Annotated in this window: 13 protein-coding genes; 9 read left to right on the top strand and 4 right to left on the bottom strand. The window is 35.4% G+C overall.

Annotated features, from left to right (window positions below; all coding sequences use genetic code 11):
• Positions 1-251: 251 nt before the first annotated feature.
• Positions 252-857: a hypothetical protein gene (locus AC3ITQ_RS06595; protein WP_489237472.1), complete on the top strand. Its 606-nt coding sequence runs from the start codon at positions 252-254 to the stop codon at positions 855-857.
• Here the strand turns inward: AC3ITQ_RS06595 and AC3ITQ_RS06590 are convergent.
• Positions 852-1,589, bottom strand: a complete 738-nt coding sequence (locus AC3ITQ_RS06590) for a porin family protein (protein ID WP_489237470.1) — start codon at positions 1,587-1,589, stop codon at positions 852-854. The genes AC3ITQ_RS06595 and AC3ITQ_RS06590 overlap by 6 nt on opposite strands.
• Before the next feature lie 189 nt (positions 1,590-1,778).
• On the opposite strand from AC3ITQ_RS06590, the gene AC3ITQ_RS06585 reads away from it, so the two are divergent.
• The 4 genes from AC3ITQ_RS06585 to AC3ITQ_RS06570 all read left to right on the top strand — a co-directional run bounded on the left by AC3ITQ_RS06585 (position 1,779) and on the right by AC3ITQ_RS06570 (position 8,079).
• Positions 1,779-2,132 carry a hypothetical protein gene (locus tag AC3ITQ_RS06585; RefSeq protein ID WP_375030684.1) on the top strand — a complete coding sequence of 118 codons (354 nt, stop codon included), beginning with the start codon at positions 1,779-1,781 and terminating at the stop codon, positions 2,130-2,132.
• A gap of 157 nt (positions 2,133-2,289) precedes the next feature.
• The gene (locus AC3ITQ_RS06580) at positions 2,290-4,497 is read left to right on the top strand and encodes a TonB-dependent receptor (protein WP_489237468.1); all 2,208 of its coding nucleotides are present in this window, start codon (positions 2,290-2,292) and stop codon (positions 4,495-4,497) included.
• A gap of 211 nt (positions 4,498-4,708) precedes the next feature.
• Positions 4,709-6,817, top strand: a complete 2,109-nt coding sequence (locus AC3ITQ_RS06575) for a prolyl oligopeptidase family serine peptidase (RefSeq protein WP_489237466.1) — start codon at positions 4,709-4,711, stop codon at positions 6,815-6,817.
• Positions 6,818-7,089: 272 nt separating this feature from the next.
• A complete protein-coding gene (locus AC3ITQ_RS06570; protein WP_489237464.1) occupies positions 7,090-8,079 on the top strand; it encodes a Gfo/Idh/MocA family protein in 990 nt (329 codons plus the stop codon).
• A gap of 83 nt (positions 8,080-8,162) precedes the next feature.
• On the opposite strand, the gene AC3ITQ_RS06565 is transcribed toward AC3ITQ_RS06570, so the two are convergent.
• From AC3ITQ_RS06565 to dnaE, 3 genes are all read right to left on the bottom strand, one after another.
• Complete coding sequence (locus tag AC3ITQ_RS06565) at positions 8,163-8,777, bottom strand: hypothetical protein (protein WP_489237462.1); 615 nt, start codon at positions 8,775-8,777, stop codon at positions 8,163-8,165.
• A gap of 131 nt (positions 8,778-8,908) precedes the next feature.
• Complete coding sequence (locus AC3ITQ_RS06560) at positions 8,909-9,883, bottom strand: outer membrane beta-barrel protein (protein WP_489237460.1); 975 nt, start codon at positions 9,881-9,883, stop codon at positions 8,909-8,911.
• Between the two features lie 177 nt (positions 9,884-10,060).
• Positions 10,061-14,599 (bottom strand): DNA polymerase III subunit alpha, encoded by a 4,539-nt coding sequence (gene dnaE / locus AC3ITQ_RS06555; protein ID WP_489237458.1) that lies wholly within the window; start codon positions 14,597-14,599, stop codon positions 10,061-10,063.
• A gap of 334 nt (positions 14,600-14,933) precedes the next feature.
• Between dnaE and AC3ITQ_RS06550 the strand changes: the two genes are divergently transcribed.
• The 4 genes from AC3ITQ_RS06550 (at position 14,934) to leuD (ending at position 19,358) form a co-directional block, all read left to right on the top strand.
• A complete protein-coding gene (locus tag AC3ITQ_RS06550) occupies positions 14,934-15,737 on the top strand; it encodes an SDR family oxidoreductase (RefSeq protein WP_489237456.1) in 804 nt (267 codons plus the stop codon).
• Positions 15,738-15,817: 80 nt separating this feature from the next.
• Entirely contained in the window at positions 15,818-16,738 is a 921-nt protein-coding gene (locus tag AC3ITQ_RS06545; protein ID WP_489237454.1) for a helix-turn-helix domain-containing protein, read from the top strand.
• A gap of 520 nt (positions 16,739-17,258) precedes the next feature.
• The gene (gene leuC / locus AC3ITQ_RS06540) at positions 17,259-18,653 is read left to right on the top strand and encodes a 3-isopropylmalate dehydratase large subunit (RefSeq protein ID WP_489237452.1); all 1,395 of its coding nucleotides are present in this window, start codon (positions 17,259-17,261) and stop codon (positions 18,651-18,653) included.
• A 108-nt stretch (positions 18,654-18,761) separates the two neighbouring features.
• Positions 18,762-19,358: a 3-isopropylmalate dehydratase small subunit gene (gene leuD / locus AC3ITQ_RS06535; protein WP_026982656.1), complete on the top strand. Its 597-nt coding sequence runs from the start codon at positions 18,762-18,764 to the stop codon at positions 19,356-19,358.
• Positions 19,359-19,459 lie beyond the last annotated feature (101 nt).

Below are 19,459 nucleotides of genomic sequence, written 5' to 3'. Positions count from 1 at the left end.
CAATCACGAATTATTTTTTCACGCTCCCGATAGCTATCGGGAGCGTGAAAAAAATATTACGCGAAGATTAAAAAGTTAGCCACGACTCGGGCGATAGCAAATAAGCAAAACAATTGCAGTATTTTACACGAATTATTATAATCTTTTTTTGCCACAGCTTTAAAATATTTTAAAGATAATTTGTGACAATTTATATATTTAGCGGTAAAAAACATTATTATATTTGTTGAATACCACAAAAATATAGCGTTTTGAAAAAGATACTTCCACTATTCTCCTATATCTTACATCCGATTTTTATTTCGATGTATGCCACCTTGTTTTATCTTTTTTGCAAAGGAGATATTTTTACCAATCAGGAAAAATATTATGTATTGTTCCAGATTCTAATCATTACAATCCTGGTTCCGGTCTTGTTTTTCTTGTTACTTCGTTCGACCGGACACGTAAGTTCTGTCATGGTTCCTGAAACATCACAACGCAAAATTCCACTCGTTTTGCAGTGTTTTTTATACATTCTTTTGGTAAAAAGAAGTATTGTAATTGCACGTTATCCTGAACTTCATTTCTTTTTTCTCGGTGCCTTATTCAGTACAATTTTAGCTTTGGTGTGTTCACTTTTTAAAATAAAAGCAAGTCTGCATATGATGGCCATTAGTGGCCTGACCATTTTTGTAATTGGCTTAAATATGCATTTACAAATGCAAAATCCTTATTGGGGAGCCTTTCTAATTTTAATGACCGGAGTTGTGGCGTCTTCACGCTTAGAAATGGAAGCGCATACTCCTAAAGAATTAATGATCGGTTTGGTACTGGGTGTTCTACCGCAGGTATTGTTTTTATATTTGTGGCTATAGAATATAAAAAACCAGTCCAAGGTTTAGTGTTCTCATATTGACACTTTCTCCGTTTATAGTTTTTACCGAAGATTTATACAAAGGATTTAAACCATAATAGGCATAAATATTCCAGGTATTGTATCCCGCTGAAATGTAAGCTCCGTATTGAAAATCATTTAAATCCGGATTATTCTTAATTTTATAAGTATTCTCTCCGTCTTTCAAAACAGATTTGGCTGCAAAAACATAGCTGAATTTTATTCCCGTGTAAATTCTCCAAAATTTAGTGCTTTCAAAAGTCGAGTTTCGCCATCTGAATTCTATTGGTAAATCAACTGTGTATTGTCGAAATCTATTGGAGACAAATTCATCATAATTGTTGACACCATAAAGTAATGCTCCGTCAGTAGCCGTTGAAATGGTAAGATTTTGATAATAATTTTGATAACTTATTCCTAAACCCGGTGCTATAGCAAAAGTCCTTTTTTTATTGATGGGAAAATCACGTAAAAAACCTCCTGAAAATCCGGCAGAAAATTTATCTTGTTTTAAGCCTGGAGGTCCCTGAACCAACATATTATACGTTATCGTAAAATAAAACTGATCTTCACGATATAAGGAGTCAATTTTAACCACTGGTTTTATTTCAGGTTTCACTTCTTCCTGCGAAAAAGCATTGAAAAACGAAACTAAAAACAAACAACTTAAAAGGAATCGCATATCGTATTTTGGTTTTAAAGTGGTTCTCAAATAAACGTTTTTTAGCGTTGATTTATTTCACACAAATATAATATAATGCCAGTTCAGGATACCATTTGAAAGCAATTATTCTCTTTTTCACGACGAATAAAACTATTTGTTGCGCTATTTTCAATATATCAGCAACAGAATCCAAAAAATGAATCAATTTTTCATTCCTCTTTTATACCTTTGTATTGAATGAAAAAAAAGCAGCTCCTATTAAGTGTTTCTTTCGCGCTGACGATATTGTTCTCAATATTGTTTCAGTCGATACACAGTTATGAGCATATTGTAAAGCAGCTTTCAGAAAAACAATGTCATCATGATTATAATGATCCTCAAGGTGAGATAACGCACCAGCATCATAATTATGATTTGTGTTATGTTTGTCATTTTGCTTTCGGAAGTTATATTCTTCCTGAAGATTTTGCTTTCCAATTTCGTACTTTTCACAAAGAAATACCCTATTTTTTCACCATTTCTGAGAATGTTTTTTCGTTTTCAGGAAGCGCTTATTTATTGCGTGGTCCACCAGCAATTATAGTTTCTTAGATTTCGAGATATTCGAAATAAAATCAAATTCTTAATTTATAAAATTCGAAAGAAAATAAATTTTCCATCTTGATACTTATCAGGATTGGCAAGTTTGCTTTGATTTCTGTTTTTATTCTGAAGAAAAAAATCAATTAAACTATAGCATCATTTTCAAATGAAAAAAATCATATTAGCCCTTATTTTAGGGTTTTCGGGCATACTTTCTGCTCAAAATTCGGTTTCAGGTATTGTAACCGATGCTCAAAATCAACCATTACCAGGAGTTTCAGTTTATGCTCCTGAATTACATAAAGGAACTACAACAGATGAAAACGGAAAATACGAATTGAAAAATCTTCCGAGCGGAAGTCTTCGTCTTGCCTTTTCTTATGTTGGATATGCTAATCAGAACCAAACCATTACTAAATTAATAAAAGAAAATACACTTGATATTACTCTTTTAGAATCTATTTTAGAAATGGATGAAGTGGTTGTTTCTACTCCTTTTAACAAATTACAATCGCAGAATGTAATGAAAATTGAGCATGAAAGCATCAAAACTTTACAGCAAAAAGGAACCTCAACTTTAATTGAAGGTCTGGCAACCATTCCTGGAGTTTCTCAAATTTCAACAGGAACTTCTATAGGAAAACCGGTCATTCGTGGTTTGAGCGGTAATCGTGTTTTGGTTTACTCTCAGGGTGTACGTATCGAAAATCAACAGTTTGGCGATGAACACGGTTTAGGATTAAACGATGCCGGAATTGAAAGTGTCGAAGTTATCAAAGGCCCAGCTTCTTTATTGTATGGTTCTGATGCTTTGGGCGGTGTATTGTATTTCAATCCTGAAAAATTTGCCGATGCAGGAACTTTCAAAGCTAATTTCAGTCAAAAATATTTCACTAATACAGAAGGAAGCAACTCATCAATTGGATTAAAAACATCTACAGAGAATTGGAAATTTTTAGCGCGAGGAAGTTTCAATACCCATTCTGATTATAAAATTGCGGATGGTGACCGTGTAACGAATTCACGTTATAACGAAACCGATTTTAAAACCGGAATTGGATACAGTAATTCAAGCTTCTCGAGTGTTTTAAGATACAACTACAATAAATTAGATCTTGGAATTCCGGAAGATGGAATCGCAGAACAATCTTCAAGCAAAGACACACAATTTCCGAGACAGGGAATCTTCAATCATTTATTGAGTTTAAACAATGTAATCTTTTTTGAAAACTCAAAATTAGATGTTGATTTAGGGTATATCGCCAATGACAGAAGTGAATTTGAAGATAGTAATGACGCTTCTCTTAGAATGAAACTGAACACTTTCAATTACAACGCTAAATATCATTTCCCGAAAATGGGCAAAATTGAAACAATTTTAGGCGTTCAGGGAATGCACCAGACCAATACCAATTTTGGTGAAGAATATCTAATTCCAGATGCAACAACAAACGATTTTGGTGTTTTTGGAACAGCGAATTATGAGTGGAATACCAGTGTTTTACAAGCCGGATTGCGTTTTGACAATCGAAATATTACCTCAGAAGCACACGGAATTGCAGGCGAGGAAGGTTATTTTCAGGCTTTAGACCGATCTTTTGACAGCTTTAATGCTTCTTTGGGATATAAAACCAAATTAGCAGAACCCTTAACGCTTCGATTGAATGTTGCGACAGGATTTAGAGCACCCAATTTAGCCGAATTAACTTCAAATGGAGTTCATGAAGGAACGAATCGTTATGAAATTGGAAACGCTGATTTAAAAACCGAACAAAACGTTCAGACCGATTTAAACTTAGAATATAAAAATTCGCACTTTGAGTTCTTCATAAACGGATTTTACAATCACGTAAACAATTATATCTATACTTCGCCAACGGGCGATGTTATTGATGATAATGATGTTTTTGCCTACGTACAGGATAATGCACAGTTGTTTGGTGGTGAAGCAGGATTACATTTTCATCCACATCCTCTAGACTGGTTGCACTTTGAAACGAGTTTTGAAACTGTAACAGGTAAAAAAGACAATAAAGATTATTTGCCTTTAATTCCGGCTAACAACTGGAACAACACCATTAGAACCGAATTCAAAATTAAAGATTGGCTTCAGGAAGGTTTTGCCACTTTAAATGTTTCTTCAACCTTCAATCAAGACAATGTAAGTGGTTTTGAAACGGCTTCAAAAGGCTATACTTTGGTAAACTTAGGTTTTGGAGGAACAGTAAAATTGGGTAAAACTGCTTTTGATGTTAACCTGAACGGAAACAATTTATTTGATAAAGAATATATCGCGCACCTTTCAAGATTAAAAACAGACGGTATCCCAAATATTGGAAGAAACATTGTTCTGGGCGTTAACTTTAATCTGTAGCAGCTAGATTAACCACAAAGTGCACAAAGATTTTTATTTAAAAACATCTTTAGAAAATACAAAGTTCACAAAGTTAGAATCAACACAAAGCTTTGTGAACTTTGTGTTTTTACAAAACCAAGCATAGGAAAAATCTTTGCGCTCTTTGTGGTTAAATCACTTTCTATAACACAAAAACCACTATTTTTGTTACAACCGTTAAACTTAAACAATGAAAAAAACATTTCTTATAATGGCTATTACAACTGCAGGAATTTCATTTGGACAAAATAAAATTCAATATCCGGAAACAAAAAAAGGGGAAACTGTCGATGTGTATTTCGACACTAAAGTAAGTGATCCTTATCGCTGGCTTGAAGATGATAAATCTTCCGAAACAGGAGCCTGGGTACAAGCAGAAAACAAAGTTACTTACGGTTATTTGGATAAAATTCCGTTTCGTGATGCATTAAAAAAGCGAATGGAAACACTTTGGAATTATGAAAAAATAGGTGCTCCCAGTACAGAAGGAAAATATACATACTATTCTAAAAACAATGGCCTTCAAAATCAATCGGTTATTTACAGAAAAGGTTCTGATGGAAGAGAAGAAGTTTTCTTAGATCCGAATACTTTTTCTAAAGACGGAACAACTTCACTTGGTGGAATGGATTTTTCTAAAGATGGATCAAAAGCGGCTTATGCCATTTCTGAAGGTGGAAGCGACTGGAGAAAAGTGATTATTATTGATGCTATTTCTAAGAAAGTTTTAGAAGATACTTTAGTTGATATAAAATTTAGCGGAATTTCATGGCATGGTAATGAAGGCTTTTACTATTCTAGTTATGACAAACCAAAAGGAAGTGAACTGTCTGCAAAAACAGATCAGCATAAATTGTATTTCCATAAACTTGGAACAGCTCAGAAAGAAGACAAACTTATTTTTGGAGCAGATCAAAAACGAAGATATGTGGGTGGTTATGTTACGGAAGACGATCGTTACTTAGTGATCTCCGCAGCAAATTCGACCTATGGAAATGAGTTATACATTAAAGATTTAACTATCGCAAACAGTCCAATTGTAACTATTGTAGACAACTTTAACGGCGAAAATTCAATTATTGAAAATGAAGGAAGCAAATTGTTTATCCAAACTGATTTAAACGCTCCAAACAAACGTGTTGTTACTGTTGATGTCAGTAATCCTAAACCAGAAAACTGGAAAGATTTTATCAAAGAAACGAAAGACATCTTATCGCCTTCAACAGGTGGCGGATACTTTTTTGCCAATTATACTAAAGATGCTGTTTCCTTCGTACAACAATATGATTATAACGGAAAATTAGTTCGCGAGATCAAACTTCCGGCAGTGGGAACCGCAGGTGGTTTTGGTGGAAAAAAACACGAGAAAACTTTGTATTACAGTTTTACAAACTACACTACTCCGGGAAGCATTTATTCATTGGAACCAAAATCTGGCAAATCTGAAATTTATCAAAAACCGGTAGTTGATTTCAAAAGTGAAGATTACGAGTCAAAACAAGTTTTTTATACTTCAAAAGACGGAACAAAAATTCCGATGATTATTACCTATAAAAAAGGATTAAAATTAAACGGTAAGAACCCAACGATCCTTTACGGTTATGGTGGATTTAATATTAGTCTGACACCGGCTTTTAGCATTGCAAACGCCGTTTGGATGGAAAATGGAGGCGTTTATGCTGTTGCCAATTTAAGAGGTGGTGGTGAATACGGAAAAAAATGGCATGATGCAGGAACTAAACTTCAAAAACAAAACGTGTTTGATGATTTTATTGCGGCTGGTGAATACTTAATCGCTCAAAAATATACCTCATCCGATTTCTTAGCGATTCGAGGAGGTTCTAACGGAGGTTTATTAGTTGGAGCTGTAATGACGCAACGCCCTGACTTAATGAAAGTAGCGTTACCCGCAGTCGGTGTTATGGACATGTTGCGCTATCATACTTTTACGGCAGGTGCAGGATGGGCATATGATTATGGAACTGCTCAGGACAATAAAGAAATGTTCGAATATTTAAAAGGATATTCTCCAGTTCAAAACGTAAAAAAAGGTGTTAAATATCCGGCAACAATGGTAACAACTGGTGATCATGATGACCGTGTTGTTCCGGCACACAGTTTTAAATTTGCTGCTGAATTGCAGGATAAGCAAGCCGGCGATAATCCTGTTTTAATTCGTATTGATGTAAAAGCAGGTCACGGCGCAGGAAAATCTGTTGCAGCCTCTATTCAGGAAAATGTAGATGTACAGGCGTTCACGCTTTACAATATGGGCTTTACTGCTTTGCCGAAAAAATAAAGTAAAGCTTAAGTTTTTTAGCCACGAATTGACGAATTAATATTGATTTAAATTCGTGAATTCGTGGCTAATTTTTTCTAGACTGCCTAGAATTTGTTTCACGCAAATTCTGCAGATTTAGGCAGATTAATTTGATTTTAAAAGACAAAAAATCTGTGTGCATCTGCTTAAATCTTTTTTAAATCTGCGTGAAAAAATAATTCGTGAATTCGTGGCGAACCTTTTTTAAATAATCCTTTTCGCTTAAATTTGAAAAACTAAAAAACCGAAAGATGAAAATCATAAAATGGGGAATTATAGGCTGTGGAAATGTAACCGAAGTTAAAAGTGGTCCAGCCTTTCAAAAAGCTCCAAATTCAACATTGGTTGCTGTAATGCGAAGAGATGCCAAACTAGCCGAAGAATACGCCAAACGTCATAATGTACCAAAATGGTATTCAAACGCTATAGATTTAATCAACGATCCTGAAGTCGATGCTGTTTATATCGCCACTCCTCCATCTTCTCATAAAGAATATACGATTTTATGCGCCAAAGCAGGAAAACCTGTTTATGTAGAGAAACCAATGGCTTTGACATTTGAAGAATGCAATGAGATGATCAGTGTTTGCAAAGAACATAATGTTCCGTTGTTTGTAGCTTATTACAGAAGAAGTTTGCCAAGATTCTTAAAAATAAAGGAACTAATTGATCAGAACAAAATTGGAACTATACGACATGTAAATTGTGTTTTATATCACCCGTTTGAACAGCGTTATGATGACGAAATCAATTTGCCTTGGACCGTTTTACCGCATATTTCAGGTGGCGGAATATTTGTCGATTTAGCTTGTCATACTTTAGATTTTCTTGATTTTGTTCTGGGTCCGATCAAATCTGTTCGCGGACATGCAAGTTCTCAGCTTAAAGCTTATCCTGCTGAAGATTCTGTTTCGATGTCCTTTTTATTCGAAAACGGAATTCACGGAACGGGCTTATGGAATTTTGCCAGTTTCGAACGTTATGACAACACTGAAATTGTAGGAGATAAAGGAAAAATCTCTTTTTCAACTTTCGGGAATGATCCTATTCATGTACAATATGCGAATGGAGAAAAAGAAAGTATTACGATTGAAAATCCTTTGCATATTCAACAACCTCTTGTTGAAACTGTAGTTGCCGAACTTTTAGGCAATGAAGGTGTAAATCCGTCAAAAGGAACTTCTGCAGCCAGAACAAGCTGGGTTATGGATGAAGTTTTGAAGGAATTTAGGAATTCATAATTTAACTTATTTTCCAATTATAATAAAGCGCATTGCAATATAAATGATATTGTAATGCGCTTTTGATTTTTCATAGCTATTACTTACCTACGCCATTTTCCTCCACCTAAATAAAAACCAAGAGTTAGTCCGAAATTGTTATTTTTTTCCCTACCAATGACATTACCGTAAACATCTTGCAAATCTGTTTTCGGAACAAAATTATACTCTGCTGTCAATCTGAACTTTCCCCATTCAAAACCAGTACGAATCATACCTCCAAAAACTGAATTCGCCTTTGTATTATAAGAATTTCCATCATCAAACTGTTCATCTGTGAAAAATACATTTGAAACACTGTAAAGTCCAAGTCCGCCTCCAACAAAAGGTGAAAATGATCCACGGTTTTCTTCGTTGAGATAATAATAATCAGATGTTGCTACAACAGATAAATTTGCCACAACTGTAGCATTATAATCTTCTTTTCTGTCATCTATATAATATAAATCCTTGAACATTCCAGCGCCCTGAAAGCGAAGTCCAACATTAAGATTGTCTTTTAAGTTGAATTTAGGTTCTATAGCAAGCATTCCGCCTCCGCCTTTTCCTGTGCCTAATACAAGACCGGCATCCAGGCCAACTCTAAATTTACCTTCTTCTTGTGCATTTGCAAAATTTAATACTCCTAAAACAAGGATAACAAAAGTAATTTTCTTCATTATTTTATATATTGGTTAATTGCTGGCGAAACTATACTTTATAAAAGAAATTTCATTACGGAAAGACGTAAAAAAAGAGGATATTCAATTTTGAATATCCTCTTTTTTTTAAACTATAAATTTCTTTAAAATTATAGACTGTATTTAAGACCTAAAGTCAAACCTAAACCTGAGATTCCAACATAAGAACTTAATTCGTCCATTGCATCATTTGGACGTGTAGTATCTGTCGCGTCTGTTGTTGTTGTTGTATTAGGATTAAACAAAGGGTTATTAGAATTTACATCTAATTTTTCGTGATAATTTGTATGAATTTGAGCAGTAGTTCTAGTTGCTAAAGCATCTTGTCCATTCACTGTATATTCTGTAGTTTCTTTAGTTTTTCCGTGTACAGTAAAGTTACGGTATTCCAATTCAGCAAAAGCAGAAATGTGTTTTCCTAATTTATAAGATGTACCTAAAGCAGCCATAAATCCAATTGTTGGATTTGGTTTTACTACATCTTTAGAGTAAATATTAGATGTGCTTACTACATTATTACCAACATAAGATACTAGTTCTCTATCCGTTTTAATATCTAATGTACCATGAATTGGAACAATAACTCCAACTTTAGTGTAAGGTTCAAAACCATGAGCCTCACCTAAAAACATTACAATAGCTGGTGCTAAATCAAAAGCTTTAATTTGACCATCTGCTGTGAAACTGATGTAAGTAGCTACGTTATTTGCAGGGTTAAAACCATAAAGTCTATCAGTAGTTTGAGCCATTGTTTTGCTATTACTAATATAGTAGTTAGCAGACATCTCAACTCCTAAACGTGTAGAAAAACGGTAACCAGCAGTAATTCCAGATCTGAAACCTTGTCCAAAAGAACCTGTAATACCTTCTCTTGAAACTAATTTATTATTTGTTAAAGTACCTTGATAAACATCTCTGTTTGGTGCCTGACCTCCAACTTCTGGAAATTCTGTCGAAGCAGTTTGATTAAAATAAGATCCTCCTAGTTTAAAGTACCAGCTTTCTGGTTTATCTGCTTTTTCTGTTTGCGCCATTGTGGCCATAGAGCAAACTAATAATCCTAATAAAAATAGGTTCTTTTTCATAATTCTGATTTAATTAATTTATGCAAACATAAAATATTTTAACATATTTTTTTGGTTTGCAAAGTTAGACTTGGAACGAAAACGTTGTAATTTCGGGCAATATTACTAAAAAAGTATTATGCATGCATATTTTTAACATAAAAATTTTACATAATTCTAAAATTTAACTGTTAAAATTTAATTCAGCTTAAAATTTATCTGAAGTTTTTCCAATTCCTGCAATAACTCTGTCGAAATTCTCACTTTTAATCTTCGGCTCGGCATCGTTAGCTTGGTCACTACCTTAATTTCCTCAACCTCTTTTACTTCCTGAATTTTGGTTTCCTCTAATGGTGAATCTGCATCTTCACTTTCATCAACAAAAACAGCTTCTTCTGTTTCTTCAAAATCAGTATTGGTTTCCACCTCAACCAAACGTTTTATTTTTTCTAATTCCATGATCTCAAAAGTCACCGAATTATCTCCTTTATAGGCATTAAACAAATGACTCAGCGTATGAATAAAATCAGTTTGTAAATCTTTAATGTTTAATAGCAGAATTAATTTTTTAGCGAAAGCTTCCAATACATCCTGTAATTGTCGAACCTCAACAAACGTTAGTCTTGGATCAGACTTTTTACCTGTATCGTGATTTACCCAGCCGTCTTTTATTAAAATTTTCAAATAAGCAAAGTTATTCTGAATCAGGAAATGTCTGAATTTCAAGTATTCTTCACCAAAAATCTTAAACTCATAACTTTCGTCATATCCTTCTAAATTGAATACTGCCCAGCCTTTTCCGTTTTTGGCCACACGATGTTGTACGTTATTAATGATTCCGGCAAAATTTAGATTTTTCCCCACATATTCATTCATACTTTTCAACGCTTCCAATCGGGCGTTGCAGAAGTATTTCATCTCAAATCTAAAATCGTCCAAAGGATGTCCCGAAATATAAATCCCTACAACTTCTTTCTCTTTAGCTAATTTTTCCATAGTACTCCAGTCTTCACATGGAGGTACAATTGGCTCGGCAATCTGAACTTCGCTGGCTTCTCCAAACAAACTTACCTGAGATGAGTTTTCATTTTCCTGAAACTTCGATCCATAACGCATCGCCTTTTCATAAAAGGTAATTCCGTCACCATCATCATGAAAGTATTGCGCTCTGGTTGTTCCTTCAAAAGAATCGAAACCACCTGCTAAAGCTAAGTTTTCAATTGCTTTTTTATTGGCAGCACGTAAATCAATACGTTTCGCTAAATCAAAAATTGATTTATATCTTCCGTCTTTTCTATTTTCTACAATTGTTGCTACGGCTCCGGAACCCACACCTTTAATAGCTCCCATTCCAAAACGAACAGCATAACTATCGTTTACTGTAAATTTATAATACGATTCATTTACATCAGGGCCTAAAACCTGTAACCCCATTCGCTTACATTCTTCCATGAAAAACGAAACCTGTTTGATGTCGTTCATGTTATTTGAAAGTACCGCAGCCATATATTCAGCTGGATAATGCGCTTTTAAATAAGCTGTTTGATATGCAATCCAGGCATAGCAAGTCGAGTGCGATTTGTTGAAGGCGTAACTCGCAAAAGCTTCCCAGTCTTTCCAGATTTTCTCTAAAACCTTTGCATCATGGCCTTTTGCCGAAGCCTGCTCCACAAACTTAGGCTTCATTTTATCCAGAACGTCCTTTTGTTTCTTACCCATCGCTTTACGCAAAACGTCGGCCTCACCTTTTGTAAAGTCAGCCAGCGATTGCGACAAAAGCATTACCTGCTCCTGATAAACTGTAATTCCGTAGGTTTCTCCTAAATATTCTTCACAGGCATCTAAATCGTATTTAATTTCTTCATCACCATTTTTTCTTCGAACGAAAGACGGAATATATTCTAAAGGTCCCGGACGATACAAGGCGTTCATCGCAATTAAATCTCCAAAAACCGTTGGCTTCAGATCTTTCATGTATTTCTGCATTCCGGGGGACTCGTATTGGAAGATTCCAACCGTTTCTCCTCTTTGGAAAAGTGCGTACGTTTCCGGATCATCTATAGGAAATGTATCAGGATCCAGATCAATATTGGTTCTGTATTTTACCAGTTTAACCGTATCCTTTATCAATGTAAGGGTCTTCAGACCCAGGAAGTCCATCTTCAGCAATCCGGCACTTTCAGCAACCGAGTTATCAAACTGCGTTACATATAAATCAGAATCTTTTGCGGTTGTAACCGGAACGAAATTCGTAATATCCGATGGCGTAATGATTACCCCACAGGCGTGAATTCCGGTATTTCGCATCGATCCTTCAAGGATTTTTGCCTGTTGAATCGTTTCTCCGGCCAAATCATCTTCATTGGCAATGGCAATTAATTCTTTTACATTATCAAACTCATCTGAACGAAGTGCTTTTTTAACCTCATCTTCGTTTTCAGAAATAAAACGCGCCAAATTCCACTTCGACGGCATCATTGCCGGAATCAATTTGGCAATTCTATCGGCTTCAAACAAAGGTAAGTCCAATACACGTGCCGTATCACGAATTGCCGATTTGGTTGCCATTTTACCATAAGTGATAATTTGCGCTACCTGATTTTTACCGTATTTATTGATTACGTAATCCATAACGCGGCCACGCCCCTCATCATCAAAATCGATATCAATATCGGGCATGGATACACGATCCGGATTAAGGAAACGCTCAAAAAGCAAATCATACTTAATCGGGTCAATGTTTGTAATTCCTAAACAGTATGCCACCGCAGAACCGGCAGCAGATCCACGTCCCGGTCCTACCGAAACATCCATTTTTCTGGCTTCGGCGATGAAATCCTGAACGATCAAAAAGTAACCCGGATATCCGGAATTTGAAATCGTTAGCAACTCAAAATCTAAACGTTCCTGAATCGATTCTGTAATTTCACCATATCTTCTTTTGGCACCTTCCATAGTAAGGTGTCGCAAATATTTATTTTCACCTCTAACACCACCATCAGCTTCATCTTCTGCAACAACAAATTCTTCCGGAATATCAAATTTTGGAAGCAATACATCACGATAAAGGGAATACCCTTCAACCTTATCGACAATCTCCTGAATGTTGATAATCGCTTCGGGTAAATCAGAAAAGAGTTTTTTCATCTCTTCTTCGGACTTATAGTAGTATTCCTGATTTGGCAAACCATAACGGTAACCACGGCCACGACCAATTGGTGTTGCCTGTTTTTCACCGTCTTTTACACACAATAAAATATCATGCGCATTGGCATCTTCTTTATTTAAATAGTAAGTATTATTAGTCGCAATTAATTTGACATTATGTTTCTTAGAAAACTCAATCAGGGTTTTGTTTACACGATTTTCATCTTCCTGATTGTGGCGCATGACTTCCAGATAGAAATCATCACCAAACTGTTCTTTCCACCAAATCAAAGCTTCTTCGGCCTGGTTTTCACCGATGTTCAGAATTTTACTTTGGATCTCTCCGTATAAATTCCCGGACAAAACCATGATATCTTCCTTGTATTTTTCTACAATAGCGCGATCAATTCTCGGAACATAATAAAAACCGTCTGTAAAGGCGATCGACGACATTTTCGCCAAATTATGGTAACCCCTTTTATTTTTGGCTAATAATACAACCTGATTTCCGTTGTCTTTTTTGCTTTTATCTAAGTGATTGTCGCAGACATTAAATTCACAACCTACAATTGGTTTTATCTCCGTTTCGGTTGGCTCTTCACCGGCTTCAACTAAAGCTTTGTTTTTTGCTGATGCTGCTTTGTTGTGGTTCATAACAGCGCTCACAAAATGGAAAGCTCCCATCATGTTTCCGGTATCGGTCATGGCCACGGCCGGCATTCCATTTTTGGCTGTCGCAGCAACAATATTTGCAATACCTATAGTCGATTGAAGAACCGAAAACTGTGTATGATTGTGTAAATGCGCGTATTTAGCTGCTTTAAAATCTTCTCTCTCAGAATGAGAAACTGTAGTTTCTTTACCAGTAGATTCTAAAGCTTTTAACTGCTCTCTGATTTTATCAGAAGCCGCTTTTAAATTGATATGTTTTAAACCGATTAACGGAAATTCCTGAGGATTTCTTTCCTGAAATTCCTTGAAATAATCCTTCGAAACATCTAATTCTTCTTTGGTAAAAACCTCTCTTCTAATTAATTCCAGAAAACAACGCGTAGTTGCCTCAACGTCGGCAGTTGCGTTGTGCGCTTCTGCAAAAGGTTTATTGAAAAGATAGCTGTGTAATTCGGTTAGGGTTGGCAATTTGAATCTTCCTCCACGACCTCCCGGAAGCTGTAATAACGAAGCCGTAACTTCGGTACAGGTATCCAAAACCGGCATCGTACTCATCGGAGAACCCACACCCATTCTATGGAATTCAGCTCCCATAATATTGACGTCAAAACCTAAATTCTGACCCACAATAAATTTGGTTTTGCTTAAAGCGATATTGAATTTCTCCAAAACTTCGACCAGCGTGATTCCATCGGCTTCAGCCAATTCAGTCGAAATTCCGTGAATACGTTCGGCGTCATACGGAATATTAAATCCGTCCGGTTTTACCAAATAATCCTGGTGCTCGATAAGCTGTCCCATTTCGTCATGCAGCTGCCACGCGATCTGTATACAACGAGGCCAGTTATCAGAATCGGTAATGGGGGCGTCCCAGCGTTTTGGTAATCCGGTTGTTTCGGTATCGAATATTAAATACATAGGTTTCGTAAAAGACAATTTTTAAATTCCAAATTCCAATTCTTACCATTGTAAATCATTGATTATATGGACTATGAAAAACGATATGTAGAATATGGAGGAAGTCCAAATTTACGCTTTTTTTTGGCTTCAGGAAATAAAGAATTAAACAAAAAGCATTAATCAAAATGATGATTAGAAACTGTTAAAAACCAATAAAAATGATAAAAATTCAATTATTTGATACTGAAAAATTCGATTATCCATTTTGGATACTCATTGCACCAAAATGGATACTTTTAAACTCCTCTCTATCCTGAACTTTGCTTCATCAAATTAAAACAAATTATTTATTATGAAAACAATTTTTATCACAGGCGCTTCTTCAGGATTAGGAAAAGCAACAGCAAAATTATTCCATGGAAATGGATGGAACGTAATCGCAACAATGAGAAATCCTGAAAAGGAAACTGAACTTTCTGGTTTACAAAATGTAACCCTATTACCCTTGGATGTCACCAATTACGACCAAATACAAAGCACGGTTCAAAAAGCACTAGAATTAGGCGATATTGATGTCGTTTTTAATAACGCAGGATATGGCTTAATTGGTCCTTTGGAAAGTTTTAACGATGATCAAATTACAAAACAACTTAATACTAATTTATTGGGCGTAATACGTGTTACCAATGCTTTCATTCCGTATTTCAGAGAAAGAAAAAGCGGACTATTCATCTCCACAACTTCTATTGGAGGCTTAATTTCTTTTCCTTTGGGATCTGTATATCATGCAACCAAATGGGGACTTGAAGGTTGGAGCGAAAGTATGGCTTACGAATTAAATCCGTTTGGTGTGAACATTAAAACGGTTTCTCCGGGCGGTATCAAAACAGAATTCCTTCATGGTTCACTTGATACAGGAGGCCTACCTGAATATGAAGCGATGACAAACAAAATGTTTGAAAATGTAGATGCAATGTTTGAAATGGCATCGACTGCAGAACAAATTGCCGGTGTAGTTTACGAAGCAGCTACAGATGGAAAAACCAAGTTGAGATATGTAGCCGGAGAAGATGCTAAAGCACTTTATCAACAAAGATTGAAACAAGGAGACGAAGTTTTTCGCGCTGCCTTTGGGAAACAATTTTTGGGAGCATAATTCATTAATTCCTAACTGATACCGTACAGATTTTGATAGGCTGCACGGTATTGGTTTTTGATTTTTTATACCTTTATATCATGGAAAAGAAACACAACAATCCGTCGAGACTTTCTTCTATATCACAATTTCATAGTTTATTTCGGTTACCTAAACCGCTTCATCCTATGATTAGTCTGGTTGATAATACCAAATTGATTATCAATGCTGACCTGACTAATAATGCTTTTTTGCTCGATTTTTATAAAATATCTTATAAATATTCGACCAACGGAAAAATAGGTTATGGTCAAGGCTATTATGATTTTAATGAAGGCGGATTAATGTTCACATATCCCAATCAATTGATTTTTACAGATAATGAAGAAGGAGCCGAATATCATGGGTTTACTTTGTTTTTCCATCCCGACTTTATTAGAAATTATCCTTTGGGAAAAAACATCAAAAAATATGGTTTCTTCTCCTATGATACCAATGAAGCACTACACCTTTCTGACACAGAAAAAACAACCATCATAGGATTATTAAACAGCATTGATAATGAGCTTCATACCGCTATAGACGAAATGAGTCAGGATGTAATTGTTTCTTATCTTGATGTTTTATTGAATTACAGCAATCGTTTTTACAAACGCCAATTCATTACACGAAAAACAATCAGTAATGATCTATTGCTTAAAGTTGAAAATACTCTTGATAACTATCTCAACAATGCCGAAACCTTAAAAAAAGGATTGCCTACAGTTGATTTTCTTGCTTCACAAATTAACGTTTCTAGTCACTATTTGAGCGATATGCTTCGGAGTTTAACCGGACAAAATGCGCAACAGCACATTCATTCAAAACTAATTGAAAAATCTAAGGACTTTCTGATTTCTACCAATCTTTCGGTCGCAGAAATCGCCTATCAATTGGGTTTTGAATATCCACAATCCTTCAGTAAATTATTCAAAAAGAAAACAAATCTGACGCCTTTAGAATTCAAAAATTCATTGAATTAGTTTAAAATAAATTCTCGGCATTATCACTACTTTTTCCTCTTAAAATTCATAAAATTTCATAAAAATACACTTCTTGGATGTCGTAGTATTTGAATTAAAATCGAACTTACCGATATCCATTCTAAATTGATTTTTTAGGCTTTAAAATCATATTAATTGCCAACTTCTTAAATCCTAAAAGAGAATTCAAAACTAACAATTATTACTATTTTTACTCATTTTGTTACATTTTTTTTAATTAAAACCTGTATTTTATAGTGATTTTGAGATAAATTTGCAAACTATTAAAATTAAAAGCAATTCAGTCAAAATTAATATAAAAAAGAAAAACAAAAGCGATTTATCCTTCATTTTCCGACTAAAATTAAACGTATAAATACGAATAGCAATTTGTATTTTAGTTTGGGTATCGTATATAATGAAATATTGAAATTGACCACTTTGTATCTTTTTTTACTTTTGTTTTGCTATTATCAGGAATTGCTGTGATTATAGAAATTACAATTAAAAAAAATAAAAAATGAGTAAGACATTATTTGACAAAGTATGGGATTCACATGTAGTGCGTAAAATTGAAGATGGACCAGATGTGTTTTTTATTGACCGTCATTTCATTCATGAAGTTACGAGTCCTGTTGCTTTTTTAGGATTAAAAGCCAGAGGCGTTAAGGTTCTTTACCCGGAACGTACTTTTGCAACTGCAGATCACAATACACCAACCATAAACCAACATTTACCAGTTGAAGATGCACTATCTGCAAATCAGCTTAAAGCGCTTGAAGATAATGCTGCCGAATACGGAATTTCGCACTGGGGATTAGGTCACATTAAAAACGGAATTGTACACGTAGTTGGTCCTGAAAACGGAATTACTTTGCCAGGTGCTACTATTGTTTGTGGAGATTCACACACTTCTACCCACGGTGCTTTTGGAGCGATTGCTTTTGGTATCGGAACTTCTGAGGTGGAGATGGTGCTTTCTACGCAATGTATCATGCAGCCAAAACCAAAGAAAATGCGTATCAACGTAAACGGTCAATTGAGCAAAGGTGTTGGTCCAAAAGACGTTGCACTTTATATTATTGCTCAATTAACTACTTCTGGAGGTACAGGTTATTTTGTTGAATACGCCGGAGATGTTTTCGAAAATATGAGCATGGAAGGTCGTATGACAGTTTGTAACCTAAGTATCGAAATGGGTGCCCGTGGTGGAATGATCGCTCCTGACCAAAAAACTTTTGATTTCCTTGAAGGAAGATTATACGCTCCAAAAGGAGAAGCATGGACTAAAGCGGTTGAATACTGGAAAACACTTAAAACAGATGCCGATGCTATTTTTGATGCTGAATTAAACATCAACGCTTCAGACATTGAACCAATGATTACTTATGGAACTAACCCTGGAATGGGAATTGGTATCTCAAAACATATTCCAAACGCCAACCAAGTGGAAGGTGGAGAGGAAACGTATAAAAAATCACTTGCCTACATGGGCTTCCACGAAGATGATGTGATGATTGGAAAACCGATTGACTATGTTTTCTTAGGAAGTTGTACAAACGGACGTATTGAAGATTTTAGAGCTTTCGCTGAAATTGTAAAAGGAAGAAAAAAAGCAGATAATGTTACCGCTTGGTTAGTTCCGGGTTCTCACGTTGTTGAAGCTCAAATTAAGGAAGAAGGTATTTTAGATATTTTGACAGAAGCTGGTTTTGTATTGCGTCAGCCTGGATGTTCAGCGTGTTTAGCAATGAACGATGATAAAGTTCCAGCTGGAAAATATGCAGTGAGTACATCAAACAGAAACTTTGAAGGTCGTCAGGGTCCTGGTTCAAGAACATTATTAGCGAGTCCAATTATGGCTGCCGCTGCTGCTGTTACAGGAAAATTGACAGATCCAAGAGAGCTTTTTTAAGAAGCTTTACGCTATAAGCTATAGGCTTTAAGCAAAAAACACAATACATAATACACTCTGTAGGAAAAGCCTAAAGCTTACAGCCTACAGCCTAAAGCAAAAAAAAAAATGGCATACGATAAATTTAATATACTTACTAGTAGTGCTGTGCCACTACCAATTGAGAACGTAGATACAGATCAAATTATTCCGGCTCGTTTCTTAAAGGCTACAAAACGTGAAGGTTTTGGAGACAATCTTTTTAGAGACTGGAGATATAACGGAGATGATACTCCAAAGGCTGATTTCGTTTTAAACGATTCAACTTACAGTGGAAAAATCCTGGTTGGAGGAAAAAACTTCGGTTCTGGATCTTCAAGAGAACACGCTGCGTGGGCAGTTTACGATTACGGTTTTAGAGCCGTAGTTTCAAGTTTCTTCGCAGATATCTTCAAAGGAAACTGTTTGAATATTGGTGTTTTACCAGTTCAGGTTAGCCCAGAATTTGCTGATACTATCTTCAAAGCAATCGAAGCTGATCCTAAAACAGAATTGGAAATCAACTTGCCAAATCAAACGATTACTTTATTGGCAACTGGTCAATCAGAGTCTTTTGCGATTAACGGTTACAAAAAGAACAACATGATCAATGGTTTTGACGACATTGATTATTTACAAAATATTAAAGAAGATATTGTGGCTTTCGCCGATAAACTTCCGTATTAATAAAATCTCGCTCGATCTATTAGACCCGACAGGTTTTTGAAACTTGTCGGGTCTTTCTAAATTAAATCGACAGAATGCTTCAGAAATCAGTCCAACAAGAA

The organism is Flavobacterium sp. KH_001, from assembly GCF_057840745.1.
Note: the sequence above shows the minus strand (reverse complement) of the source record. Positions and strands in the feature narration are given on the sequence as shown.